The sequence below is a fragment of the Streptomyces sp. NPDC037054 genome (assembly GCF_055606745.1).
The window spans coordinates 90,057-115,039 of record NZ_JBVJSJ010000002.1 but is presented as its reverse complement, the minus strand read 5'-3'; the positions used below and the strand labels follow the sequence as shown (position 1 = coordinate 115,039).

Annotated in this window: 20 protein-coding genes, 2 tRNA genes and 1 pseudogene; 10 read left to right on the top strand and 13 right to left on the bottom strand. The window is 73.7% G+C overall.

Annotated features, from left to right (window positions below):
• The first annotated feature begins 222 nt into the window (after window positions 1–222).
• Window positions 223–465: a hypothetical protein gene (locus ACZ7D7_RS05460; protein WP_470822626.1), complete on the top strand. Its 243-nt coding sequence runs from the start codon at window positions 223–225 to the stop codon at window positions 463–465.
• Between the two features lie 43 nt (window positions 466–508).
• Here ACZ7D7_RS05460 and ACZ7D7_RS05455 read toward each other — a convergent pair whose 3' ends face one another.
• Both ACZ7D7_RS05455 and ACZ7D7_RS05450 read right to left on the bottom strand, forming a co-directional pair.
• Complete coding sequence (locus ACZ7D7_RS05455; protein WP_470822624.1) at window positions 509–1,303, bottom strand: RDD family protein; 795 nt, start codon at window positions 1,301–1,303, stop codon at window positions 509–511.
• Between the two features lie 158 nt (window positions 1,304–1,461).
• Window positions 1,462–2,955: an RDD family protein gene (locus tag ACZ7D7_RS05450; protein WP_470822622.1), complete on the bottom strand. Its 1,494-nt coding sequence runs from the start codon at window positions 2,953–2,955 to the stop codon at window positions 1,462–1,464.
• A 299-nt stretch (window positions 2,956–3,254) separates the two neighbouring features.
• Here ACZ7D7_RS05450 and ACZ7D7_RS05445 point away from each other — a divergent pair, with 299 nt between their 5' ends.
• Window positions 3,255–3,731, top strand: a complete 477-nt coding sequence (locus tag ACZ7D7_RS05445; protein WP_470822620.1) for an SsgA family sporulation/cell division regulator — start codon at window positions 3,255–3,257, stop codon at window positions 3,729–3,731.
• 29 nt (window positions 3,732–3,760) lie between these two features.
• Here the strand turns inward: ACZ7D7_RS05445 and ACZ7D7_RS05440 are convergent, their stop codons facing one another.
• Window positions 3,761–5,176: an FAD-binding oxidoreductase gene (locus ACZ7D7_RS05440; protein WP_470822619.1), complete on the bottom strand. Its 1,416-nt coding sequence runs from the start codon at window positions 5,174–5,176 to the stop codon at window positions 3,761–3,763.
• A 92-nt stretch (window positions 5,177–5,268) separates the two neighbouring features.
• Here ACZ7D7_RS05440 and ACZ7D7_RS05435 point away from each other — a divergent pair.
• A pseudogene (locus ACZ7D7_RS05435) lies at window positions 5,269–6,658 on the top strand (tetratricopeptide repeat protein).
• Between the two features lie 11 nt (window positions 6,659–6,669).
• Here the strand turns inward: ACZ7D7_RS05435 and hppD are convergent.
• Complete coding sequence (gene hppD / locus ACZ7D7_RS05430; protein WP_470822617.1) at window positions 6,670–7,818, bottom strand: 4-hydroxyphenylpyruvate dioxygenase; 1,149 nt, start codon at window positions 7,816–7,818, stop codon at window positions 6,670–6,672.
• Between the two features lie 123 nt (window positions 7,819–7,941).
• Between hppD and ACZ7D7_RS05425 the strand changes: the two genes are divergently transcribed.
• From ACZ7D7_RS05425 to ACZ7D7_RS05405, 5 genes are all read left to right on the top strand, one after another.
• Window positions 7,942–8,421 (top strand): Lrp/AsnC family transcriptional regulator, encoded by a 480-nt coding sequence (locus ACZ7D7_RS05425; RefSeq protein WP_470822615.1) that lies wholly within the window; start codon window positions 7,942–7,944, stop codon window positions 8,419–8,421.
• A gap of 46 nt (window positions 8,422–8,467) precedes the next feature.
• Window positions 8,468–9,115: an ABC transporter permease gene (locus ACZ7D7_RS05420; protein WP_470822613.1), complete on the top strand. Its 648-nt coding sequence runs from the start codon at window positions 8,468–8,470 to the stop codon at window positions 9,113–9,115.
• Entirely contained in the window at window positions 9,108–10,361 is a 1,254-nt protein-coding gene (locus tag ACZ7D7_RS05415) for a betaine/proline/choline family ABC transporter ATP-binding protein (RefSeq protein WP_470822611.1), read from the top strand. The genes ACZ7D7_RS05420 and ACZ7D7_RS05415 overlap by 8 nt, the downstream gene beginning before the upstream one ends.
• Window positions 10,362–10,435: 74 nt before the next feature.
• Window positions 10,436–11,233, top strand: coding sequence for an ABC transporter permease (locus ACZ7D7_RS05410; RefSeq protein WP_470823185.1), 798 nt, complete (start codon window positions 10,436–10,438; stop codon window positions 11,231–11,233).
• Window positions 11,234–11,244: 11 nt separating this feature from the next.
• Window positions 11,245–12,207, top strand: coding sequence for a glycine betaine ABC transporter substrate-binding protein (locus tag ACZ7D7_RS05405; protein ID WP_470822609.1), 963 nt, complete (start codon window positions 11,245–11,247; stop codon window positions 12,205–12,207).
• Window positions 12,208–12,240: 33 nt separating this feature from the next.
• On the opposite strand, the gene ACZ7D7_RS05400 is transcribed toward ACZ7D7_RS05405, so the two are convergent.
• The 4 genes from ACZ7D7_RS05400 to ACZ7D7_RS05385 form a co-directional block, all read right to left on the bottom strand.
• Window positions 12,241–13,032 (bottom strand): S16 family serine protease, encoded by a 792-nt coding sequence (locus tag ACZ7D7_RS05400; protein WP_470822607.1) that lies wholly within the window; start codon window positions 13,030–13,032, stop codon window positions 12,241–12,243.
• A gap of 42 nt (window positions 13,033–13,074) precedes the next feature.
• A complete protein-coding gene (locus ACZ7D7_RS05395; protein ID WP_470822605.1) occupies window positions 13,075–13,716 on the bottom strand; it encodes an IclR family transcriptional regulator in 642 nt (213 codons plus the stop codon).
• Between the two features lie 319 nt (window positions 13,717–14,035).
• The gene (locus ACZ7D7_RS05390) at window positions 14,036–15,841 is read right to left on the bottom strand and encodes a DEAD/DEAH box helicase (RefSeq protein WP_470822603.1); all 1,806 of its coding nucleotides are present in this window, start codon (window positions 15,839–15,841) and stop codon (window positions 14,036–14,038) included.
• Between the two features lie 124 nt (window positions 15,842–15,965).
• Window positions 15,966–17,453, bottom strand: coding sequence for an MFS transporter (locus ACZ7D7_RS05385; protein ID WP_470822601.1), 1,488 nt, complete (start codon window positions 17,451–17,453; stop codon window positions 15,966–15,968).
• A gap of 173 nt (window positions 17,454–17,626) precedes the next feature.
• On the opposite strand from ACZ7D7_RS05385, the gene ACZ7D7_RS05380 reads away from it, so the two are divergent.
• Both ACZ7D7_RS05380 and ACZ7D7_RS05375 read left to right on the top strand, forming a co-directional pair.
• Window positions 17,627–17,724: transfer RNA gene (locus tag ACZ7D7_RS05380), tRNA-OTHER, on the top strand.
• 19 nt (window positions 17,725–17,743) lie between these two features.
• Window positions 17,744–17,818: transfer RNA gene (locus tag ACZ7D7_RS05375), tRNA-Cys, on the top strand.
• 17 nt (window positions 17,819–17,835) lie between these two features.
• On the opposite strand, the gene ACZ7D7_RS05370 is transcribed toward ACZ7D7_RS05375, so the two are convergent.
• The 5 genes from ACZ7D7_RS05370 to ACZ7D7_RS05350 form a co-directional block, all read right to left on the bottom strand.
• Window positions 17,836–18,735: a hypothetical protein gene (locus tag ACZ7D7_RS05370; protein ID WP_470822599.1), complete on the bottom strand. Its 900-nt coding sequence runs from the start codon at window positions 18,733–18,735 to the stop codon at window positions 17,836–17,838.
• Between the two features lie 83 nt (window positions 18,736–18,818).
• Entirely contained in the window at window positions 18,819–19,556 is a 738-nt protein-coding gene (locus ACZ7D7_RS05365) for an SUKH-4 family immunity protein (RefSeq protein WP_470822592.1), read from the bottom strand.
• A 217-nt stretch (window positions 19,557–19,773) separates the two neighbouring features.
• Window positions 19,774–22,092 carry a xanthine dehydrogenase family protein molybdopterin-binding subunit gene (locus tag ACZ7D7_RS05360; protein ID WP_470822591.1) on the bottom strand — a complete coding sequence of 773 codons (2,319 nt, stop codon included), beginning with the start codon at window positions 22,090–22,092 and terminating at the stop codon, window positions 19,774–19,776.
• Entirely contained in the window at window positions 22,089–24,089 is a 2,001-nt protein-coding gene (locus ACZ7D7_RS05355; RefSeq protein WP_470822589.1) for a (2Fe-2S)-binding protein, read from the bottom strand. Before ACZ7D7_RS05355 ends, ACZ7D7_RS05360 begins: the two co-directional genes overlap by 4 nt.
• Window positions 24,086–24,979 (bottom strand): FAD binding domain-containing protein, encoded by an 894-nt coding sequence (locus ACZ7D7_RS05350; RefSeq protein WP_470822587.1) that lies wholly within the window; start codon window positions 24,977–24,979, stop codon window positions 24,086–24,088. Before ACZ7D7_RS05350 ends, ACZ7D7_RS05355 begins: the two co-directional genes overlap by 4 nt.
• Window positions 24,980–24,983: the final 4 nt, after the last annotated feature.

The following is a 24,983-nucleotide window of genomic DNA, read 5'->3' as shown; positions in this document are numbered from 1 at the left end:
GCGCGCCCTCCGGTATTCGGACGCTCGCGACAGTCTCGCGGTCGACTCGACGCGACGCCGAACGGGCGCGTGGATCTGTCCACTTCGTGGACGGTATGACTCCGTGCGCCCCCCGTGCTCCGGCACTGTTGGTTAGGTCACGCTTACTGCCGGTCCGGCTCGGGCATGCAGGCGAATAGAGTCGAGAAACGACGCATCCCCGCTTCCGAGGACACGATTGCCATGCCTCGTCCGACCGTCGCACAGCTCGCCTACGGTTCCAGCACCGTGATCTTCTCGACGCTCGCCATGCTGCTGCTGTCGCAGGCGACTTCAGCCCCGGGGATCGCGGTCATCACCGTCGCGGCACTCGCGCTCGGGCTGCTCGTCGCCATGACCGTGCCGCGGCCGAGGCCTGCGTCCAAGGCCGCCCGGCCCCTGTCCCGGGCCGAGTCGTCACCGGAGCGCGAGCGGCTCGCCGCGTAGCCCGGCCGTCGGCGCGGCATCGACCCGCCGGCCTGCCGTCGGCTCAACCCGTGCTGACCACAACCGTCTTGGCCGCTTTGTCGTGCAGGCCCTGTTTGTACGGCTTGTCGAAGAAGCTCCAGCCACCCGAGACCGCCGTCCAGATGCAGGCGCAGCAGAAGGCGAACGGAATCCACAGCACCGCCGCCCGGACCAACGCGCTCCGCACCGACGGTGTGGAGCCGTCGGACAGGTCGGCCACCCGCATCTTCATGAGCTTCTTGCCCAGAGTCTGACCGTTCTTGGCGGTCATCAGGGTGTCGTAGGCGATGTAGAGCACGGCCGCGACGAGGGACTGGCCGAGGGACTTGCCGACCTCGATCTCGTCGCCGTCCGTGCTGTACTCGTTGACGCCGAACGCCAGGGTGAGCAGCCAGACCACGAGCCCGACGAGGATCATGTCGATGATCCGGGCCAGCGTGCGCCTGCCGCTGTCCGCGAGCGGGGGCATGCCGGCGAGCGGATCGCCGGGTTGGCCCGCGCCGCCGTAGGGGCCGCCGCCGTACGGACCACCGCCGTACGGGCCGCCGCCGTAGGGACCCGAACCGGCGCCGTAGGGGCCGGGGCCGGCGCCGCCGTACGGGTCGCCGGATCCGTGACCGCCGCCGGGCGGACCGCCCGCTCCGTAGGGACCGCCCGCTTCGTGGGAGCCACCGCCGCCCGGGCCTTCACCGCCGTAGGGGCCGCCACTGCCGGCATACGGGGGCGGCTGGCCGCCGCCGGGCGGCGGGGGCTGCTTCCTGAACGGGTCGTCTTCCGGCGGCTGCCGGCCGGAGCCGGGGGGCGGTTCGCTGCTCATGGCCCGAGTCGACCGCGAACACCCCGGCTCCGCATCCGGCGAGCCGCCGTCCGGAGTACCCGGTCGGCCGGGTGACGGGCCCCCGGCTGTCCGGCCTTACCGCTGTCCGTCTGACCGCCTGTCCGGCTGACCGGCTGACCCGCCGAACGGCTAACCGGCTAACCGGCGACGAACGTGTGCGCTGCCTTGTCGTGCCAGCACTGCCGCCACGGCTTGTCGAACAGGCACCACAGCACGCCCACGACACCCACGACCAGCAGACCGGGCACCGAGTAGACCAGCCAGCGGCGCAGGGCGGCGCCGAACTCGGGGGCGTCGTGGCCCTCGATGTCCCGCACCTCCAGCCCCATCAGCCGCTTGCCGAGCGTGCGGCCCCACTTGGCGGTGGGCAGCGCCTCCAGGACGACCCCGGCCAGCAGCAGCACCGCGAGGACGACGGCGAGGTGGACCGACGTGGTGCCGTCGAGCAGCCAGACGGTGACGGTCTCGCCGCTCAGCTTCGCCGCCTCGATCTTGTCGTTGACGTGGTCGATCGCCTGCGACCCGAGCGGTACGGCGGCCACCGCGGTGACGGCGCCGAGCACGACCGTGTCCAGCAGCCGGGCCACGAGCCGCTTGCCGAGGGGCGCGGGACGGGCGGCCGCCTGCTGCCGGACCATCGCCTGGAACGGGTCGTCGGCCGGGGGCCGCCAGGGCGTCACCGGCTGGTCGTCACCGCCCGCGAGCTGGTGCACCTGCTGGGCCCAGGACGCCTGGCCGCCACCGGGGCCACTGGTCAGCGGGGTCTGCGCGGGCACCGGCGCGGGTGCGGCAGGGGTCGCCGGGGCGGCCGGCTGCGGGGCGGGGTGGTGCGGCGGGGCGGCCTGCGGGGGCGTGGACTGCGGGGGCGTGGACTGGGGCGGGACCGTCGGGGACAGCTGCTGCGGACCGGAGGGCGCCGGGCCGCCCTGCTGTCCCACCCGGGGCGCGACCGCGCGGAAGGTCATCGTGCCCTCGTCGGCGCGCGCGGGGCCGGCGGGCGCGGCCGGACCGTCGGTGCCGCCCGCGGAGCCGGCCGCCGGCCTGCGGAAGACGAACGTGTTGCCCGCCGCGGCCCCGTCGGAGCCCTCACCACCGGCCGCACCCTCGGCAGAGGCGGCGGAAGCGGCAGCGGGAGAAGGAGCGGCGGAGGGGGAGCCGGCGGCGGACGCGGCGGCGGGTGCCCCCGGCTCGCGCGCCACCCGCGGGTCCACCGACTCCGGGGAGCCCCACCGCACCCGGCGGTCCTGGTCCGTGCCGAAGCCGGTCTGGTGGGAGCGGTCGGCGCCCCACGCGGAGGCGGGCTCGGGGCGGCTGCCGTGCTGGGCGTCGGCGGGGGCCGGGCCGGCCGCGGCCGCTGCGTCGGCGGCCCCTGCGGTGGCGGGCCCCTCGGAGGCGGGCCCGTCGACCGGGTCCTCGTCGAAGAAGTGCGGGCCGGTCTCCTCGACGGCGGGCGGTGCCGGGCGCACCCCGGGCGGCGGGGCGAGCTGCTCGCCGTCCTTGGGCGCCGGACGGCTGGTGCCCGGTACCCAGGCGGTTCCGTTCCAGTACCGGACATATCCAGGAATGGACGGGTCCGGGTAATACCCTTCGCGGGGCCTGTCGTCGCCGGGTGCCGGGGTTGGGGCGCTCATGTCCGTCGTCCCGTATCTGCTCGGGGGTCGTCTGGGGGCCTCCACATCTATCAGACCGGTGCGCCTCCCACGGCCGGTCCGACGGTACCCACCCCTTTCCGGGCAACGGCGCACCGAAAATTCACGGGTGGGCATCAGGCCCGGGGCGCCCCCGCGCCACGCTGCCGGGACCGCGTTTCGCGGCCCCGGAAAAAAACTTCTCCGAACCCGCGTAATGCTCCGCGCCGAACCCGCTCTCTCCTCGTGCGGGCGCACCGACAGCGGCCGCACGACATCCTTCGGAGAGAGGAACGCACGCCATGCACCCCACCGTGGTTGAGCGGGAGCTGGAGCTCAAGCTCGTTCTGTCGCCCGAGCGGAGCATCCCGGTCCCGGCCCGGCTGACCTACCGCAGCGACGACCCGTACGCGATCCACATCACCTTCCACATCAACTCCGACTTCCCCGTGAACTGGACGTTCGCCCGCGAGCTGCTCGTGGAGGGGGTGTTCCGGCCGTGCGGGCACGGGGACGTGCGGGTGTGGCCGACCAAGGTCGCCGGCCGCAGCGTCGTGCTGATGGCGCTGAGCTCACCGGACGGGGACGCGCTGCTGGAGGCCCCGACGGCGCAGGTGTCGGCCTGGCTGGAGCGCACGCTGCGGGTGGTGCCCCCGGGGACTGAGGGCGAGCAGCTCGGCCTGGACGACGCCCTGGCCGAGCTGCTCGCCCCGACTCCCGCGGACGACCTGTGGCTGCGCGACCCGTGGCCGTCGGACGAGTCCCAGGACGGGGAGTGAACCGACGTCGGGAGCGACGCGTACCGACGTCAGAACAGTTTGCCCGGATTGAGGATGCCGAGCGGGTCGAAGGCGTGTTTCACGGCCCGCTGCATCTCCAGGCCCACCGGGCCGATCTCGCGCGCCAGCCACTCCTTCTTCAGGACGCCCACGCCGTGCTCGCCGGTGATCGTGCCGCCGAGTTCCAGGCCGAGGGCCATGATCTCGTCGAAGGACTCGCGGGCGCGCCGGGACTCGTCGGCGTCCTGGGCATCGAAGCAGACGGTGGGGTGGGTGTTGCCGTCCCCGGCGTGGGCGACGACGCCGATGGTCAGCCGGTGCTTCTCGGCGATCCGCTCCACGCCCTCGATCAGGTCGCCGAGCCGGGACCGGGGCACGCACACGTCGTCGATCATCGTCACGCCCCGGACCGCCTCCAGCGCCGGGAGGGACAGCCGCCGTGCCTGGAGGAGCAGTTCGGACTCGGCCGCGTCGTCCGCGGGGACGACCTGGGTGGCTCCGGCGGCCTCGCACAGCGCGCCGAGGGCGGCGAGGTCGGCGGCGGGGTCCGGTGTGTCGAAGGCGGCGAGCAGCAGGGCCTCGGTGGTCTCCGGCAGGCCCATGTGCGCCATGTCGTTGACGGCCTTGACGGTCGTACGGTCCATCAGTTCGAGGAGTGAGGGGACGTGCCCGCCGGCCATGATCCGGCACACCGCGTCGCAGGCCGCGGCGGCCGACGAGAACTCGGCGGCCAGCACGAGCTGCTCGGGCGGCTTCGGCTTGAGCGCGAGCACGGCCCGCACGACGATGCCGAGGGAACCCTCGGAGCCGACGAACAGCCGGGTCAGGTCGTACCCGGCGACGCCCTTGGCGGTGCGCCTGCCGGTGGACATCAGGCGGCCGTCGGCGAGCACGACGTCGAGGCCGAGCACGTACTCGGCGGTGACCCCGTACTTGACGCAGCACAGGCCGCCCGAGGCCGTGCCGATGTTGCCGCCGATGGTGCACATCTCCCAGCTGGAGGGGTCCGGCGGGTAGGAGAGGCCGTGTTCGTTCACGGCGCGGGAGAGCGTGGCGTTGAGGACGCCCGGTTCGACGACGGCGACGCGGTCGACCGGGTTGATTTCGAGGATGCGGTCCATCTTCGTCAGGGACAGCACGACGCAGCCGTCGGTGGCGTTGGCCGCGCCGGACAGGCCGGTGCGGGCGCCCTGCGGGACGACCGGGACGCGCAGCTCGGTGGCCGTGCGCATGACGTGCTGGACCTGCTCGACGGTGCGCGGCAGGACGACGACGGCGGGGGCGCCGGCCGGGCAGAAGCTCGCCATGTCGTGGGCGTAGGAGGCGGTGACGTCGGGGTCGGTGAGGACCGCGTCGGCGGGCAGGCCGCCGAGCAGTCGGTCGACGAGGCCGCCGGTGGCTGCCGTGCCGTCCTCGGGGGGCGCTTCGATACGGCTCATGATCACAGGTTCGCACCCGGGGCCATCGGTGTGAACCCCGTCGGCGGCGGCCGTCGCCTGCCCGGGTGTGCTCGTCGTATTGACGCACAGTGTGCGCCATGGACAACGAGGTGGAGGCGGCCCGGGTGAGGCGTCCCCGGGTCCGGCGGCGGGCGGCGATCGCGGTGGGCGCGGGGTGTGCGGTGCTGGGCGGGGCGCTGGTGCTGCTGCCGTGGGACGGGACGGCGGGCGGGCCGCCCGCGCCGGCGCCGGGTGCGCGGGCCCTGACGGCGGTGTCTGGCGGTGCTGATCGGCGAGCGGGAGGCGCATCTGCGGGAGCATCCCGGGGACGCCGGGTCGTGGGCGGTGCTGGGGGCGGCGTACGTGGAGCGGGGGCGGCGGACGGCGGACCCGGCCTGTTACCCGCGGGCCGAGAAGGCGCTGCGCACGGCGCTGCGGGTGAAGGGCGCCGGGGTGGACGCGCGGGCGGCGGCCCTGGGCGGGATGGCGGTGCTGGCGAACGCCCGGCGGGACTTTCCCGCGGGCCGGGCGTGGGCCGAGCGGGCGCGGAAGCTGGACCCGGCGCGGTGGACGGCGTATCCGCCGCTGATCGAGGCGCTGAGCGGGCTCGGCGAGCACGAGGAGGCGGGGCGGGCGCTGGACCGGCTGAGGAAGCTGCGCTCGGGGCCGGACGTGCGGGCGCGGGCCGCCGCCGTGTACCGGGAGCGCGGCTGGCGGGAGGACGCGGCGGCCAAGCTGTCCGACGCGGCGGCGGGCGCCCGGACCCCGGCCGAGCGGGCGGCGTATCTGGAGCGGGCCGGGCAGCTGGCGTGGGAGCGCGGTGAACGGGAGGCCGCGCTGCGGCACTTCGAGGAGGCGGTGCGCACCGACCCCGGGCAGTGGGCGGCGCGGGCCGGGCAGGGCAGGGCGCTGGCGGCGCTGGGCCGGACGGCACAGGCGGTGGACGCCTACCGTGCGGCGCTGGCGGGGCAGCCGTCGCCGCAGTACGCGCTGGAGCTGGGCGAGCTGTACGAGTCGCTGCGGCGGCCCGGTGCGGCCCGGGCGCAGTACGGGCTGCTGCGGGAGCGGGTGCGCGCGGCGGCGGCGGGCGGGGCGGACGAGGCGCTGGTGCTGGGGCGGTTCGAGGCGGACCACGGGGACGCGGGGGCGGCGGTGCGGCGGCTGCGGGCCGAGTGGCGGCGCCAGCCGGGGGCGGCGGTGGCGGACGCGCTCGGGTGGGCGCTGCACCGGACGGGGCGGCACGAGGAGGCGCTGCGTCTCGCGGTGCGCGCGACGGACGGCACGCGCGGCGACGTGGTGCGCAGCGCGCCGCACTTCTACCACCGGGGCATGATCGAGCGGGCCCTGGGCCGGGAGGGTGCGGCGCGGCGGCATCTCCAGGAGGCGCTGCGGATCAACCCGTACTTCTCGCCGCTGCACGGGCCGGTGGCGCGGCGGGCGCTGACGCGGCTGGGCGAGCCCTCGCTGGAGGGCCCGCCCAAGCGGTAGGTCTGCGGCGGTCAGAGGTTGCCGCGGCGTTCCTGCTCGCGCTCGATCGCCTCGAACAGGGCCTTGAAGTTGCCCTTGCCGAAGCCCATGGAGCCGTGCCGCTCGATGAGCTCGAAGAACACCGTCGGGCGGTCCTGGACCGGCTTGGTGAAGATCTGCAGCAGGTAGCCGTCCTCGTCGCGGTCGGCGAGGATCTTCAGCTCGCGCAGGGTGTCGATCGGCACGCGCGTCTCGCCGACCCACTCGCCGAGCGTGTCGTAGTACGAGTCGGGCGTGTCCAGGAACTGCACGCCGGCCGCGCGCATCTGGCGGACGGTCTGCACGATGTCGTTGGTGTTCAGCGCGATGTGCTGGACGCCGGCGCCGCCGTAGAACTCCAGGTATTCGTCGATCTGGGACTTCTTCTTGGCGATGGCGGGCTCGTTGATCGGGAACTTGACCTTGAGCGTGCCGTCGGCCACGACCTTCGACATCAGCGCGCTGTACTCGGTCGCGATGTCGTCGCCCACGAACTCCTTCATGTTCGTGAAGCCCATGACCTTGTTGTAGAAGCCCACCCACTCGTTCATGCGGCCGAGTTCGACGTTGCCGACGCAGTGGTCGATCGCCTGGAAGCTGCGCTGGGCGGGCGGCTCGACCATCGGGGCGGCGGCGACGTAGCCGGGCAGGTACGGGCCGTCGTAGCCGCGGCGCTCGACGAGGGTGTGGCGGGTCTTGCCGTACGTGGCGATCGCGGCGAGGACGACGGTGCCGTGCTCGTCCTTCAGCTCGTACGGCTCGGCGACCGAGCGGGCGCCCTGCTCGACGGCGTACGCGTAGGCGGCGCGCGCGTCGGGCACCTCGATGGCCAGGTCGATGACGCCGTCGCCGTGCGCGGCCACGTGCTCGGCCAGGAAGTGGCCCCAGGTCGTGGTGGGCTTGATGACGGAGGTGAGGACGAAGCGGGCGGAGCCGCTCTCCAGCACGTAGGCGGCGGTCTCCCGGTTGCCGTTCTCCGGTCCGGAGTAGGCGACCAGCTTCATGCCGAAGGCGGTGGAGTAGTAGTGCGCGGCCTGCTTGGCGTTGCCCACGGCGAAGACGACCGCGTCCATTCCCTTGACCGGGAAGGGGTCGTCCTGCCGGGCGGTCGTGTCGGGAGTGTGGTGTGTGGTCTGCGTCATAACCGCAGGCTCTCCCGCACTCGCAAGGTGCGCAATAGTTTGCTTGTTCACTGGGCAATCTGCCCAGGGCGATGGCCGTTGCGGCGGACTTTCTGTACAGGCTGACCATCCCGGGAGGCGGGCGTGGCGATCGATCATCTCGACGGACGGATCATCGTGCTGCTGGCGCGTGAGCCGCGCATCGGCGTGCTGGAGATGTCCCGGCGGCTGGGGGTCGCGCGCGGCACGGTGCAGGCGCGCCTGGACCGGCTTCAGTCGAACGGAGTCATCCGCGGCTTCGGCCCGGAGGTGGACCCGGCGGCGCTCGGCTACCCGGTCACGGCGTTCGCGACGCTGCAGATCCGGCAGGGTCAAGGCCCTGACGTACGGGCCCACTTGGCGACCGTGCCGGAGGTGCTGGAGCTGCTCACGACGACCGGCACCGGGGACATGCTGTGCCGTCTGGTGGCCCGCTCGAACGCCGATCTCCAGCGGGTGATCGACCGGGTTGTCGGTTTTGATGGCATCGTCCGGGCCTCCACGGCGATCGTCATGGAGAACCCCGTTCCGCTGCGGATCATCCCGCTGGTGGAACAGGCTGCGGAGGACCGGCAGCGGACCTGACACCGGCCGAGCCCCCGGGCGCGGCCCGAAGCCGGGGTGAGCGGATGTGGATTTCTGGGAGTACCTGAGCACCCGGCACCAGCAGCTGCTCATCGACGCCTACCAGCACGCGAGCGCCGTCTTCCAGTGCATGGTCGTGGCGACGCTGCTGGGGGTACTGATCGGCGTCCTCACCTATCGCAGCGAGTGGGCGGGCAGCCTCGCCACGACGACCACCGCGACGATCCTGACCATCCCGTCCCTCGCCATGATCGGTCTGCTCGTCCCGGTCGTGGGCCTGGGCGTGCCGCCCACGGTGGTCGCGCTGACGCTGTACGGGCTGCTGCCGGTCGTGCGCAACGCGATCGTCGGCCTGCGCGGTGTGGACCCGGCGCTGGTGGACGCGGCCCGCGGCATCGGGATGTCCCGGGCGGCGCGGCTGCTGCGCGTGGAGCTGCCGATGGCGTGGCCGCCGATCCTGACGGGGATCCGGGTCTCGACACAGATGCTGATGGGCATCGCGGCCATCGCGGCGTACGCCTCGGGGCCCGGACTCGGCAACGAGATCTTCCGCGGCATCGGCTCGCTGGGCAGCAAGAACGCGCTCAACCAGGTCCTCGCCGGGACCCTCGGGATCATCGTCCTGGCCCTGCTGTTCGACGCCGCGTACGTCCTCATCGGACGGCTGACCATCCCCAGGGGGATCCGTGCCTGACACGAGCAGTCACAGCGGCGCGACCGGCGCCACGATCGAGCTGGAGAACCTGACCAAGCGCTACCCGGGCAGCGCGCGGCCGGCCGTCGAGAGCGTCACGATGGAGATCCGCGCCGGTGAGACGGTGATCCTGGTCGGCCCGTCGGGGTGCGGGAAGTCCACCACGCTGAAGATGATCAACCGGCTGATCGAGCCGTCGGGCGGGCGGATCCGCATCGGCGGCGAGGACGTCACCGACATGGACCCGGTGAAGCTGCGCCGCAAGATCGGCTACGCGATCCAGTCGTCCGGTCTTTTCCCGCACATGACGGTCGCGCAGAACATCGGCCTGGTGCCGGGGATGCTGGGCTGGCCCAAGGGCCGCATCCGGGACCGTGTGGAGGAGATGCTGGACCTGGTCGGGCTGGACCCGGGCGAGTTCCACGGCCGCTATCCCCGTCAGCTGTCCGGCGGGCAGCAGCAGCGGGTGGGGGTGGCGCGGGCGCTGGCGGCCGATCCGCCGGTGCTGCTGATGGACGAGCCGTTCGGCGCCGTCGACCCGATCACGCGCGACCACCTCCAGGACGAGCTGATCCGGCTCCAGCACGAGCTGCACAAGACGATCGTGTTCGTCACGCACGACTTCGACGAGGCGATCAAGCTCGGCGACCGCATCGCGGTGCTGCGGGAGCGGTCGCACATCGCGCAGTTCGACACCCCGGAGGCCATCCTCACCAACCCGGCGGACGACTTCGTGTCCGGTTTCGTGGGCGCCGGTGCGGCCCTGAAGCGGCTGAACCTGACGCGCGTGCGGGACGTGGAGATCACCGACTATCCGACGGTGACCGTCGAGGACCCGCTCCAGGAGATCTTCAACAGGCTGCGGTCGAGCGGCAGCAACGAGATCCTGCTGCTCGACCGGCGCGGACGCCCCTACAAGTGGCTCAGGCGCGGCGACCTGATGCGCGCCAAGGGGTCGCTGGCGCGGGCCGGGACGCTCGTGCAGGACACGGTGACCCGGGACGCCACCCTGCGGGACGCCCTGGAGGCGGTGCTCACGGACAACGCGGGCCGCGTGGCGGTGACCGGGCGGCGCGGCGAGTACACGGGCGTCGTCGACATGGAGACGCTGATCAACTCCGTGCACGAGATGCTGGAGGCCGACCGGCTGGAGGCCATGGAGGCCCAGCACGAGTTGCAGGAGGCCAGAGCCCAGCAGACGCACGTCGAGCAGGAGGGCGTGGACGGCGGGGAGGCGAAGGCGTGAGCACCGCTTTCCGGCCGCCGCCCCGGCCCGAGGACGACGAGCCCGAGGCGGGTGCCCTCCGGGACGACGACTCCGTGGACGCGGAGCGCTCCGGGGGCGAAGGGCGGCGCACTCCCCCGCGCCGGGGCCCGGCCCGGCGGATCACCTGGCAGAAGCTGACGTTCCTGCCCGTGGTGCTGATCGCGGTGCTGCTGGCGACCTGGCTGTGGTTCCGGCAGGCGGACCTGGACGCGATCTCCGAGAACGCCCTGTCGGGCGGGCAGGTGTCCAAGGCGCTGTGGCAGCACATCGAACTGACGGTGATCTCCACCTTCTTCGTGCTGATCATCGCGATCCCGCTGGGCGTCCTGCTGACCCGCCGCGCCTTCCGCAAGGCGACGCCGGTGGCCATGGCGATCGCCAACATGGGGCAGGCGACCCCGGCGATCGGTCTGCTGGCGCTGCTGGTGATCTGGCTCGGCACGGGCAAGAAGGCGGCCCTGATCGGCATCATCGCGTACGCCGTGCTGCCGGTGCTGTCGAACACGATGGCGGGCCTGAAGGCGAACGACCCGACGCTGCTGGAGGCGGCGCGCGGCATCGGCATGTCCCCGCTGGGCGTGCTGACCCGGGTGGAACTGCCGCTGGCGGTGCCGCTGATCCTGGCGGGCATCCGGACGGCGCTGGTCCTGAACGTGGGCACGGCGACGCTGGCGACGTTCGGCGGGGGCAGCGGTCTCGGCGTACTGATCACGACCGGCATCACCAACCAGCGGATGCCGGTGCTCGTGCTGGGTTCGATCCTCACGGTCGCCTTGGCGCTGCTGGTGGACTGGCTGGCGTCGCTGGCGGAGCTGGGGCTGCGACCGCGGGGCCTGGAGGCGGGGACATGAGACGCGGGGACATGAGACGCGGATGCCTGCTCCTGGCCGGGGCGCTGCTGCTGGCGTCCGGCTGCGGACTGACCAGCGGTTCGCCGATGGTCGACGACGTCTCCCCCGGGTCGATCGGGCGGGGCGAGCCGCTGAAGGGCGTCGATCTGACGGTCACGTCGAAGGAGTTCAGCGAGCAGCTCATCCTGGGCGCGATCATGGGGATCGCCTTCGAGGCGGCCGGCGCGAACGTCCTCGACCGCACCGGCATCCAGGGCTCGATCGGCTCGCGCGAGGCGGTGAAGAAGGGCGCGGCGGACGCCGACTACGAGTACACGGGCACCGGGTGGATCAACTACCTCGGCAACACCCAGCCGCTGCCCGACCCGCGCGAGCAGTGGGAGGCGGTCAGGGACGCGGACCGCGAGAACGGCGTGACCTGGCTGGAGCCGTCGCCCCTCAACAACACCTACGCCCTGGCGATGAACCGGGACAACTTCGAGAAGTACGGCACGAAGACCCTCTCGGACGTGGCGGCGCTGGCGAAGAAGGACCCGGACGCGGTGACGCTGTGCGTGGAGAACCAGTTCGCCAACCGCGCGGACGGCCTGCCCGGCATGGCCGAGAAGTACGGCATGGACATCCCGGCGGGGAACGTCACGCAGATGGACACCGGGATCATCTACACGCAGGCGGCGAAGGGCAGTTGCACCTTCGGCGAGGTCTTCACGACCGACGGCCGCATCAAGTCGATGGACCTCGTGGTGATGGAGGACGACAAGAAGTTCTTCCCGAACTACAACGCGGCTCCGATGATCCACACGAAGACCCTGAAGAAGTACCCGGAGATCGCGGAGATCCTCGCCCCCATCACGAAGAAGCTGGACAACGACATCGCCCGGACCCTGAACGCGAAGGTCGACGTCGACGGCGAGGACCCCCACCAGGTGGCCCTGGACTGGCTGGTGGAGGAGGGGTTCGTCAAGGAGGGCTGAGGGCGGGCGCCCGCGTGTTCCAGTGCCGGGGCACTAGCAGCTGGGGACCTCGCCCCTGCCCGTGCCCAGCGCGGTCAGGGAGTCGATCGTGCCCTTCAGGGTCGTGACCGGGATCAGGCGCAGGCCCTTCGGGAGGTTCGACTTCGCGTCGCCGCACTCCGCCTTCGGGACCAGGAAGACCGTCGCGCCGTCGCGCCGGGCCGCCTGCGTCTTCAGGGCCACGCCGCCCACCGGGCCGACCCTGCCGTCCGCGTCGATCGTGCCGGTGCCGGCGATCACGCGGCCACCCGTGAGGTCTCCGCCGCTGCCGTCGCCGTCCAGCTTGTCGATGATGCCGAGGGTGAACAGCAGGCCCGCGCTCGGGCCGCCGACGTCCGCGAGCTTCAGGGAGACCTTCACCTTCTCGTCGTCGAGCTTCAAATGGCGCAGGGCCGCGCGCGTCGCCTCGTTCTGCGACCGGCGCATCTGCTCCTCGTTGTGCCGCTCGATCTCCTTCACGTCGCCGCCGCTCGGATACACCGAGTCGCGCGGCATGACCGCCCGGTCCGTCGCGAACCAGCCGTCCAGGACGTCGCCGAGGGACACGCGCGTGTCCGGGCTGGTCGCCTCGATCGTCGTCATCCGCAGCTCGCCGCCGGGCTCGCGGGTCGGCGCGCCCGAAATCGTGATCACGGGCGCGCCCTTGTTCTTCCCGAGCACGTCCGCCGTCATCCCGGGCTGCGCCACGGAGAACGGCAGCGGCGCGAACGCCGCCGCGGCGAGCAGAGCCACGACGGGCAGGGCACAGACGGCGACAGCCTGGGGGCGCGTGAGACGAGAGAGCACGGGATCAATCTAACGTGGCGCGGAATTCGGCCCGGGCGGGCGTCAGCGCAGGGCCTCCGCGACCTCCTTCGCCGCCTCCACGACCCGCTCGCCCACCCGCTCCGGCACCGAGTCCGCCAGCATCACGACACCGACGCTGCCCTCGACGCCCGTGACGCCGATCAGCGGCGCCGCCGCCCCGCTCGCGCCGGCCTCCAACTCGCCGTGCGTCAGCGTGTAGCCGGGGTCCGTGGCGGACTGCCGGCGGGCCTGGAGGATCGCCTTGCCCGCGGCGCCCCGGTCCAGCGGATGCCGGAACCCCGCGCGGTAGGCCACGTGGTAGTCCGTCCACGTCGGCTCGACGACGGCCACGGCCAGCGCCTCCGCGCCGTCCACCAGCGTCAGATGGGCCGTCGCGCCGATGTCCTCGGCCAGCGACCGCAGCGCCGGCATCGCCGCCTCCCGCACCAGCGGATGCACCTGGCGGCCCAGGCGCAGCACCCCGAGCCCCACCCGGGCACGGCCGCCGAGGTCACGGCGTACCAGGGCGTGCTGTTCCAGCGTGGCGAGCAGCCGGTACACCACGGTCCGGTTGACGCCCAGTTTCTGGGACAGCTCGGTCACGGTCAGACCGTGATCGGTGTCGGCGAGCAGTTTGAGGACCCGCAGGCCCCTGTCGAGCGTCTGGGAGGTCTCCGCGGTCACGACGCCCACTCCTTTGGTGGTGAGGTCGGCGGCCGCTGTCGGCGGGGCGTCACCGAGTCCCGTCAGTGACGCGCTACAGAGGCCGCCGATCGGCCGGCGGCCCGGTCCTGTCCCGGGCCCAGTCGCTTCACGGCTGCGCTCCGCGGCGGCGCTGCCACGGGGCGTGTGCGTAGCGGGACAGTAGCGAGCCGGTTCGCTGAGCGGAAGGCTCCGTCCAGAATCCGGTCAGCACCTGGTATGGACTCATTCCGTTTGTCCCGGAACATCCGGCGCGCCACCGCGCCCGCACACCCCGCGGAACGCCCCCGGCGCCCCGGCGTCACTTCATGCGCGTGGCCCACTCCTGGACCTTGGCGATGCGCTGGCGCAACTGGCCCGCGGTGGCCTCCGCGCTGGGCGGGCCGCCGCACACCCGGCGCAGTTCGGTGTGGATGACGCCGTGCGGCTTGCCGCTCTGGTGGACGTACGCGCTCACCATCGTGTTGAGCCGCTTGCGCAGCTCCATCATCTCCTTGTGGGAGACCACCGGCCGCCGCTCGGCGGGGAGTTCGAGGAGGTCGGCCTCCTCGTCCGGCTTCTTGCGGCTGTGCGCGATCTGGCGCGCCTGCCGCTTCTGCAGCAGCATCTGCACCTGGTCGGGCTCCAGCAGCCCCGGGATGCCGAGGTAGTCCTGCTCCTCCTCGCTGCCGGGGTGGGCCTGCATGCCGAACTCGGCGCCGTTGTACATGACCCGGTCGAAGACGGCGTCGGACTCCAGCGCCTCGAAGGGCAGCATGTCCTGCTCGCCGGTGTCCTCGTCCTGCTCCCGGTTCGCCTCCTCCATCTCCTTCTCGGACTCGGCGTACGGGTCCTCCTCGCCCTCCTTCTTGGGCTTGTCGAGGACGTGGTCGCGCTCGCGCTCCATCTCGTTGGCGAAGGTGAGCAGGTCGGGGATGGTCGGCAGGAACACGGACGCGGTCTCGCCGCGCCGCCTGGACCGTACGAAGCGGCCGACGGCCTGCGCGAAGAACAGCGGCGTCGAGATGGTCGTGGCGTACACGCCGACCGCGAGGCGGGGCACGTCGACGCCCTCGGACACCATGCGGACGGCGACCATCCAGCGGTCGGTACTGGCGCTGAACTCGTCGATCCGCTTCGAGGCGCCGGTGTCGTCGGACAGCACGAGGGTGGCCCGGTGGCCGGTGATGTCGCGGATGAGCTTGGCGTACGCCCGCGCGGACTCCTGGTCGGAGGCGATGACGAGCGCGCCGGCGTCGGGGACGGCCTTCCTGACCTCGGTGAGCCGCTGGTCGGCGGCGCGCAGCACGGACGGCATCCAGTCGCCGCGCGGGTCGAGGGCGGTGCGCCAGGCCTGGCTGATCGCGTCCTTGGTCATCGGCTCGCCGAGGCGGGCCGCGATCTCGTCGCCTGCCTTCGTCCGCCAGCGCATGTTGCCGCTGTAGGACATGAAGATGACGGGGCGCACGACGCCGTCCGCGAGCGCGGAGCCGTAGCCGTAGGTGTAGTCGGCGGCGGACCGCCGGATCCCGTCGTCGCCCTCCTCGTACGTGACGAAGGGGATGGGGTTGGTGTCCGACCGGAACGGCGTACCGGTCAGGGCGAGCCTGCGGGTGGCCGGCTCGAAGGCCTCCAGGCAGGCCTCGCCCCAGGACTTGGAGTCACCGGCGTGGTGGATCTCGTCCAGGATCACCAGGGTCTTGCGCTGCTCGACGCGGTTGCGGTGCAGCATGGGGCGCACGCCGACTCCGGCGTACGTGACGGCGACGCCGTCGTACTCCTTGCCGAGCGGGCCCGCGCTGTACTCCGGGTCCAGCTTGATCCCTATCCGCGCGGCGGCCTCCGCCCACTGCTTCTTCAGGTGCTCGGTCGGCGCGACCACGGTCACCTGCTGCACGACGTGGTGGTGCAGCAGCCAGGACGCCAGGGTCAGCGCGAAGGTCGTCTTACCGGCGCCGGGGGTGGCGACCGCGAGGAAGTCGCGGGGCTGCTCCTGGATGTACTTCTCCATCGCCCCCTGCTGCCAGGCACGCAGCTTGCTGGCGGTGCCCCAGGGTGCACGGCCGGGGAAGGCCGGTGACAGGTGGTGCGAGTGGCTGGCGGTGCTGGAGCTGGCGGTGGTAGTCACGGTCTCCGTGGAGGGGGTCGACTGCTCGGCTGCGTATGACAACCGGGCCACCCTACCGGCGGGCCGGGGCGGTCCGAGCGAGCACCGGGCGACCCGGGGCGGGGTGCGACCTAGCTCACACCGGTCACCCGGCCATGTCGCGCGGCGCCTCGGAGGCAGCCGCCCGGACCCGCGTCGTCACCCACGCCCCCACCAGCGCCACCCCCGCCATCGGCAGGAACACCGCCGCGAAGGCCGCCGGGTGGGAGGCCGAGGCCTCTGTCGCCGCGTGGCTCAGCCTGCCGCCGCCCAGTGCGGCGAACGCGGCGCCGCCCGTGGCCAGCAGGACGACGTTGGACAGGCCGTCGGAGATCTGGAGCGCGGCGGAGTTCGTGCCGGCCTCCTCGGGGGCGGACAGCTTCAGCAGCAGGACGCTGGTGGACGAGATCACCAGGCCCATGCCGAAGCAGCCGAACGCCCAGGCGACCGCCACCGTCCACGCCGGCACCGCGTCGATCAGCACGCTCGGCGCCGCCGCGATGGCCGCCGCCACCAGCAGCATGCCCAGCGTCATCAGCCGCTCCCGGTACGGCTCCACCCGCGGCCGGGACTGCAGCCACGAGCCCAGCGCCCACGTCGCGCCACCGGCCGCCAGCGAGAACCCGGCCATCGTCGGGCTCAGCCCACGCTGTGTGACGAGCATCAGCGGCACGAACGACTCGGCCGCGATGAACGACCCCGCCGCGATCCCGCGCAGCAGCACCACGGACGGCAGCCCGCGCGCCGCCCGGTACGTGCCGCGCGGCAGCAGCCCGAGCACCGCCGGGACCAGCAGCGCCGCCCCCACCGCGCCCGGCAGCAGCGACGCCCACCGCAGGTCCTGCGCGGCGTACTGGAGCAGTCCGGCGCCCAGCGAGATGCCGAGGGCGAGGCGGATGCGGCGCCCGTCGAGGGACGACCCGCCCTTGCCGGTGCCCGTCTCCTCCACGGGGCCGGCCGCCTTGCGCCGTATCTGCGGCAGCGCGAGCGCCAGCGGGAAGACCACCAGCACCGGGATGCCGACGAACACCCAGCGCCAGCCGAGGTGTTCGGTCACCGCGCCCGACGCCAGCGGGCCGACGATCGACGGCACGATCCAGCCCGCCGCGAACGCCGCCATGATCGCCGGGCGCAGCCGCTCCGGGTAGGCCCGGCCGACGACGACGTACAGCGCGACGATCACCAGGCCGCCGCCCAGGCCCTGCACCGCCCGGCCGAGGATGAACAGCCACATCGCCGTCGCCGTCCCCGACAGCAGCAGGCCGGCGGCGAACGAGGCGATGCCGGCCGTCAGCGCCCCGAGCGGCCCGCGCCGGTCCGCCCACTGGCCGGCGAGCACCATCCCGAACAGGCTCGTCGTGAAGTACCCCGAGAACGCGAACGCGTACAGCGACACCCCGTCCAGCTCACGCGCCGCGACCGGCATCGCGGTGCCGACGGCCGTCGCCTCGAAGGCGATCAGCAGGACGACGGAGACGATGCCGATGCTCAGCGCCCGGTAGGAGCGGCTCAGCACGGTCTCGGCCCGCCCGGTGGCAGGGTCGGGGCCGGAGGCGTCGGCGACACCGGTGTCGCGCGGTTCGAGGGCACTCATGGTCGACAGCGTAAGGGCCAAGCGGTGCGATGGCCCCTGTCGGGAGGAGGGACGGGGCTACGTCCCTGGACCTACGCCGCCCCTTCATGAACGGCGTGTGGCAGTCGCGTTGCGGGACCCCCGGTCTCCTTGAGCCCGGCGCCGCCCCGGCCGTACGGTCGAGTCGTCAACACGGCCGTGTGCCCGAGTGGTTCAGGGGCTCGCCTGCACTGCATCCATCAGCGAGCTCCGCTCGCGGGGAGTTACGTGGGTTCGAATCCCGCCACGGCTGTGAGTGACGAGTAGGACACGGCCGTGTGCCCGAGTGGTTCAGGGGCTCGCCTGCAAAGCGAGTTACGTGGGTTCGAATCCCGCCACGGCCTCCAGTGAGAATGCCGGTCGGTCAGACCTCGTCGTGAACCGTGAAGCGGGTCGGCTCGGTGATGCCTGCCCGCTTCAGGTCCTCGACCGTCGTTTCCAGACTGTCGGCCGGGGACTCCAGGGCCTCGTGGTGGTCGTGGGCGCCGGCCGGGCCGCTCCAGGGTGGGTCGAAGCTCCACGGGACCGGGCCCGTCAGCTCGTTGGCCGCCATCCAGTCGTCGATGCGGGCGTCCACCCAGCCGTGCAGCTTCCAGAAGACCGGGTTCACGTGGGCGGAGTAGGTGTCGGCGAGCCAGTCGTACCGCGCGTCGTCCCACGCGGGGTCGACGTCGAACGTGTCGCCGCCCGGCCGGTAGGCGGGCATGGCCGCCGCCCAGCGCAGGTGCATCCGGTTGTGGATGCCGAACTCGATCCTCGCGCCGAGGCGACGGAGCGTCGTCTGGCGCAGTCTCGCCGGGTCGGTGAACTCCGCCTCCCACTGGCGGATCCGGTCGAACGACTCCGGGGTCTTGGCGTCCCGGATGGCGTCGGACGTGCCGGGGTCGCCGGGGATGTCGAAGGGCGGCGGGACCGGGAACGCCGTGTCCTGCGGGGGCGGGACCGTCGGCCAGCCCTCCACCCGCGGGTGCTGCGGGTCGCCCGCGCCGGCGAGGATCTCGTTCACCGCGGCGATCATCTGCCGGTGCATGTACAGGAAGTCCTCGCCCGAGCCGTTGTCGACCTCGACGGAGGGCGCACCGGTGGCCGGGTTCGGCGCCGTCAGCGAGGGACGCGGCGGCTCCCAGCCGTGGTCGCGGAACACCTCCCGTTCGTCGGGCGTCAGGGTCGCCCAGGAGTCACGCGCGGTGTGCCAGAGCATGTGGTGCAGGCGCATGGAACGGTCGGCCATCGCGTCGATCACGGGCTTGGGCAAGGCGTTCATCTCGGCCGGCCTTCCGCAGGGAGCCGTTCACGGTTTCCGCCCCTCACTCCACTGTGACGCAGATCACCCATCGGTGCGACCGCTCACCGCACCGCCGCGGCCTCCAGCAGCGCCCTGTGCAGCAGCCACAGCGTGAAGGCCAGGGTCGAGAGGTCCGCGCCCAGCGGGTGCAGGCCCGCGTCCGGCTCGCTCCACTTCAGGAGCGTGCCCGTCCTGCCGTCCAGGACCAGGCTGCAGCCGGCCTCCGCGAGGGCACCGACGCGGATCAGGCGCTCGGCGCCCACCGGGAGGCGGGCCGGCCGGAAGTCCGTCGCGTCGTCCTCGGCGTACTCCGTCAGCGTCGGCAGCGGCACGTCCGTGTCCAGGGCGAGCGGGAACGCCTCCTCGGGCAGTCCCGTCTCCCGCAGGAAGCGGCGCGTCGGCTCGTGCGTGAGCACCGCCGGGAAGTCGACGTCCTCGAAGTGGACGACGCGGCCCCGGCCGAACTCGCGGTCCAGCAGCCCGACCGGCAGATCGAGCGCGAGCCCCGACTCCGCGCCCGCGCCCGCCGCCAGCGCCAGGAGACGGACCAGCGCCGTCATCCTCCGGTACGGCGACCGCTCCACCAGCGTGCGTATGTCGGCGCGCTCACCGCAGGGGTGCAAGTGAGCCGCTCCCGCCGGGAGTTGGCCCGTCGCCGTCGCGAGGCGGACCAGCGTCACCAGGGACGGCGCGACCCCGCGCAGCCCCGGCAGCCGGACCAGCCGCCCCTGTCCGGCACAGCTCTCCAGATTCGTCCCCGCCGTCGTGATCGCCACCCCGCTCGTCACTTCCCCGTACATGCCCGCCCCCGTCCGTTCCCGGGACCGGCCGCCCACCCCCGACGGGCGGCCGTCCCACTGCCCAGAACATTAGCCGCCACCACTGACAACGGCCTCGCAATTCCGGCCGGGCGAAGCGGCGTGTCCGACGCAACGGCCGCCGGACGCAACGCGGTTGAGGCTCGGCAAGCTCACCGTGCGGCGGCCGGCCGGGACACCGGCACCGCCGCACCGGGGCTCACTGGCCCGTGACCACCGCCGCCTGCGGGCGGATCGGGAGGCGGTTCACCGGGCGGCCCGTCGCCGCGCGCACCGCGGACGCGATGGCCGCCGGGGACGTCACGACCGGCACCGCGCTGACCGCCTTGGCGCCGAACGGCGCGACCACGTCCCGCTCCTCGACCAGCTTCACGATGCGGATGTCGGGCGCGTCCAGGGCCGTCGGCAGGGCGTACCCGGTGAGGTCGGGGTGGCGGACCAGGCCGCGCGGCGTGCGGAGGTTCTCGGTGAGCGCGATGCCCACGCCCTGCGTGACACCGCCCTCGATGCGCGCGGCGAGCTGGGCCGGGTTCAGCACCCGCCCGACGTCCTGCGCGACGGCCAGTTCCACGACGCGCACCGAGCCGATCTCGACGTCGACGTCCACGACCGCGCGGATCGCGCAGAAGGCCATGCCGACGAACGCGTCGCCCTGCCCGGAGTCGTCCAGCGGCTCGGTGGGATGCGGACGGCACTGGGCCGTCGCCCACAGTTCCTTGCCCTCCATCGCCTCGGTGACCGTCGTCGACAGCACCCCGTCGTACGACGTGATCTTGCCGTCGGTGATCTGGAGCAGCTCCGTGGACATCCCGAACTTGTGGGCCAGCGGCTGCAGGAGCTGGGTGCGGACCATCTTGGCCGCGCGCTCCACCGCGCCACCGGACACCCACGTGTGCCGCCCGCGGCAGCCCGCGCCGGCCGGCGGCTGGTCGGTGTCGACCGGCGCCACGTGCACCTCGTCGATGCCGAGCGTCTCCTGCACGATCTGCCGGGCGAGCGTGCTGAAGCCCTGGCCGGTCTCGACCGCCGAGCACAGCACCGTGGCCACGCCGTCGTGCACCTTCACGGTGGCCGTGGACACCTCGTCCGCGCCCTCCGCGCCCAGCATGTGCACCATGCCGAGCCCGTAGCCCACGCCCCGGCGCACCGCGCCCGGTTCGCCCGCGCCCTCGGGGCCGCCGGGCAGCAGCCACTCGTCCTCGGCCGCGTCCTTGGGCAGCGGCGGCAGCGGCTGGTCCCGTACGGCCTGGAGGAGTTCCGCGACCGGCGCCGGGCACGTCACCGTCTGGCCGGTGGGCAGCACGTCACCCGTGGCCATCACGTTGCGCAGGCGCAGCTCCGCCGGGTCGACGCCGAGCTTCTTCGCCAGCTTGTCCATCTGCGCCTCGTAGGCGGCGCAGACCTGCATCGCGCCCTCGCCGCGCACATGGCCGGACGGCGGGTTGTTGGTGCGCACGGCCCAGCCCTCGATGAAGGCGTTCGGCACGACGTAGGGGCCGCAGGCGAAGGCGACGGCGGCGGCCAGCGCGTCCGACGACGTGTCGGCGTACGCGCCCGCGTCGAGCAGGATCTGCGCCTCGACCTTCACGAGCCTGCCCTCGGCGTCCGCGTGGTGGCGGTAGCGCAGCAGGGTGGGGTGCCGGTGGACGTGGCCCAGGAAGGACTCCTCGCGCGTGGCGGCGAGTTTCACCGGGCAGCCTGTCGTCAGCGCGAGCAGGCCGAGGGCGAGCTGGAAGCCCTGGTCCTCGCGGTCGGAGGTGGCGCCGGGCACGCCGGTGACGACGACCTTCACGCGCTCGGGTTCGAGGCCGAACGCGGCGGCGGCCGTGTCCCGGTCGGCGTGCGGGTCGGTGGAGGCGAGGTACAGCTCCACTCCCCCGTCGGGACGCGGTACGGCGAGGCCCGCCTCGGCGCCGATGGGCGCGGGGTCCTGGCGGCCTATGCGGTACAGGCCCTCGACCACGACGTCGCCGGCGGCCTCCGGGTCGCCGTGCCGCAGCGGGATGTGCCGGATCAGATTGCCGTCGGGGTGCAGCGGCTCGGCCTCGAAGGCCTGCTCGGGGTCGGTCACCGGGTCGAGCACCTCGTACTCGACGATGACGGCGGCGGCGGCCATCCGCGCGGTGTCCGGGTGGTCGGCGGCGACGGCCGCGATGGGTTCGCCGTGGTGCCGTACGACCTCGGAGGCGAAGACGGGCCGGTCGGCCTTGCCGCGGCCGTACAGCGCGGTGCCGGGGACGTCCTCGTGGGTGACGACGGCCCGGACGCCGGGCATCTCACGCGCGTGCGTGGTGTCGATGGAGACGATGCGCGCGTGCGCGTGCGGCGAGCGGAGCACCGCGCCCCACAGCAGGCCCTCGGCCCACAGGTCGGCGGCGTACGGGAAGGTGCCCTCGGTCTTGGCGCGCGCGTCGGACGGCGGGAGCGAGGCGCCGAGGCCGTGCGGGATCGCCTCGGACGCGGCGGTGTTCGTCTCCGGGGCCTGCGCGGCCTGTGCCGTGGCGGTCTCGTTGCTCACGCGTGGCCTCCGTCCTGGCCGTGGGACTGGTCGTGCGGTCCGCCCCGGTCCGGCGGCTGCGGACCGTCGAACGCGGCGGAGTTGACGCCGCCCGCGCCCGGGCCCGCCTGGTGCGGGATGCGCGCCTCGTCGGCGGCCTCGGCGTCCGAGGCGGCGGACGCGCGGTGCGCCTCGCGCTCGGCGACGACCTCCTTGACGGCCTCCACGACGCCCCGGTAGCCGGAGCAGCGGCACAGGTTGCCGCACAGCGCCTGGCGGGTCTCCAGCTCGGTCGGGGCGGGGTTGCCCTCCAGCAGGTCGTGGACGGTCATCGCCATGCCGGGCACGCAGAAGCCGCACTGCACGGCGCCGCACCGGGCGAGGGCGCGCTGCACGTCGGACGGCTGTCCGTCGGAGGCCAGCCCTTCGACGGTGCGCACCTCGCTGCCGGCCGCGGTGACGGCCGGTACCAGGCAGGAGGCGACGAGCCGGCCGTCGACCTGGACGTTGCAGGCGCCGCACTCGCCCTGCGAGCAGCCGTCCTTGGCGCCCGCGAGGCCGAGCCGCTCCCGCAGCACGTACAGCAGGGACTCGCCGATCCAGGCGTCGCCGACGGGCCGGTCGGTGCCGTTGACGCGCAACACGTAGGAGGCGAGCGGGTGGTCCTCGTCGAGCGCGGCGGCGGACGGCCCGGTCTCGGTCCCGGAGGCGTCGGCGGCCTCGGAGGCGTCGGCGGACTCCGCGGCGGCCGCGTCGGCGTCCTGGGACTCCGGCTCGCCGGGCGCTTGCGGAGCGGCGTCCGTGGCGGCGTCCTCGGGGTCCTCGGGGGCGCCGTCGGCCTCCGTGGTCCCGGCGGTCTCCGCGGCGGCCTCAGCGGGGCGCTCAGCGGCCTCGTCGGCGCCGCCGGGCGCGTCCTCGGGGGCCTCACCGTCGGCCGGGGCGCGCGGTGAGGGTTCGGGCTGTTCGGCGGAGGCGGCGCTCGGCGCGGCCTCGTACGCGTCGGCCGGGTGCTGCGGGGCCTGTCCGGCGGGGGCCTGCCCGGCGGTGTGGTCGCCCGCGTGCCGCGGTGCGGCGTGGTCGGCGGGGGCGGGCTGCCCGGCGGTGTGGTCGGCGGCGTCCTGGCGTGCGTACTGACCGGTGTCCTGGCGCGCGTGCCCGGCGGGTTCGGCTCCCGGCACGGGCGCGTGCTCGTGCTCGTAGCCGGGTTCCGGCCGGTACTCGGGGGCCTGCTGCGCGGCGTGCGCGTCCTGGTCCCGGCGGTACGGCTCGCCCTGGTCGACGTACGGCCGGGCCAGCGCCGGTTCCTGCTGGTGCGGCGGCATGTGCTCGCCGTACGGCTGCTCGGCGGCCGGGTGTCCGTGCGCGGACCCGTGGCCGTGCTCGCCGGCGGGGCCCTGGCCGTGGTCGGCGGGCCGTTCGGCGGCCCCCGGGCCCCACGGCTGCCCGATCGACTGCTCCGTCGCCCACGGCGCGGCGGCGCCGCCGGGCAGGGTCGGCGGCGGGGTGCCGCCCCACTGCTCGACCAGCGCGGACGTGGTGAACTCGCCCGATTCGTCCGGGAGGTCGCCCCCGGCGACGGGGATCGACCACTGGCCGGTGACGTCGTGGCCGGGAGCCTGCGGGCCCTCGGGGTGCGCGACCTCACCGGTGTCCTGGAACTCCCACTGCCCGCTCGCGTCGGGCTGGTAGGTGAACCGGTCGCCGCCGGAGGTGTCCTGGCCCGAGGCGTTCGGGTCGTGCCACTGGGCGCCGTCGACGGGCGCGCCGGCGACGGGCCAGGTGCCGGTGGCCGCGGGGTCGGTGCCGGCGGTGGTGGCGGGCGCGACCGTTATCTGCGGCGGCACGTAGCCGTGGCCGGGCGCGGCGAGCGGGCTGTCCTGGGAGGCGAGGAGGGCGTCGATGCCGCCCTCGGGGAGGTTCACGAAGGCGGTGGCGCCGTCGTCGTAGTCGCCCTGGGGCAGCGGGTCCCAGCGGCCCCCGCCGCGGGGCGTGCCCTCTCCGTGCTGGTCGTCGGTCACGACAGCGCCCTCCCCAGTGCTCGTCGGGCCAGCGCGGCGACGGTGCGCCGCAGGTGCAGTACGGCGGGCGGCAGCTGCGGCACCGAGCCGTCCTCGGCGGGGCCCGGGTCGGGGATGCAGGCCGCGGCGACGTACTCGCCGAAGGCTCCGAGCGCCTCCGGCACGATCGCGCGGTTGTTGTCCCAGTCGATGAGCTGGGCGACCCAGTTCTCGGCCTCCAGGGGCCGCAGCGGCATCGGCGCTATGGCACCGACCGCGCAGCGCACGCCGCGCCGGGCCGGGTCGAGGACGAGGGCGACGGAGGCGAGGGCACGCCCGGGGCCGGTGCGGCCCGTCGCCTTGAGGAAGACCTGCGGCGCGTGCAGCAGCGGCACGCGCACGTACCCGATGAGTTCGCCGGAGCGCAGCATCTCCATCCCGGCCAGCAGGTGCGAGACCGGGATCTCGCGGCGGGCGCCGCCCGGGCCCGCGATGACCAGGGTCGCCTCCAGCGCGGCGAGGACCGGCAGGGCGTCGCCGGTGGGGGCGGCCGAGGCGATGTTGCCGCCGAGAGTGCCCGCGTTGCGGATCTGCGGTGGTCCGGCGGCGCGCGCGGCGGCGGCGAGCGCGGGGATGAGCGCGGCGAAGTCGGGGCGGCCCATGCGCGCGTGGGTGAGGCCGGCGCCCAGCAGCGCGTGGCCGTCCTGGTACTGCCAGCCGCGGATCTCGCTGATGCGGCCGAGGCCCACCAGCGCGGCGGGCCTGAGCTGCCCGGAGTTCACCGCGGCCATGAGATCGGTGCCGCCCGCGACGGGTACGGCGGCGGGCATGGCGGTGAGGGCCGCCACGGCCTCGTCCAGCGTCGTGGGCAGCGTGACGGCCTGCGCCGTCTGCGGTGCGTGCGTGGTCAAACCG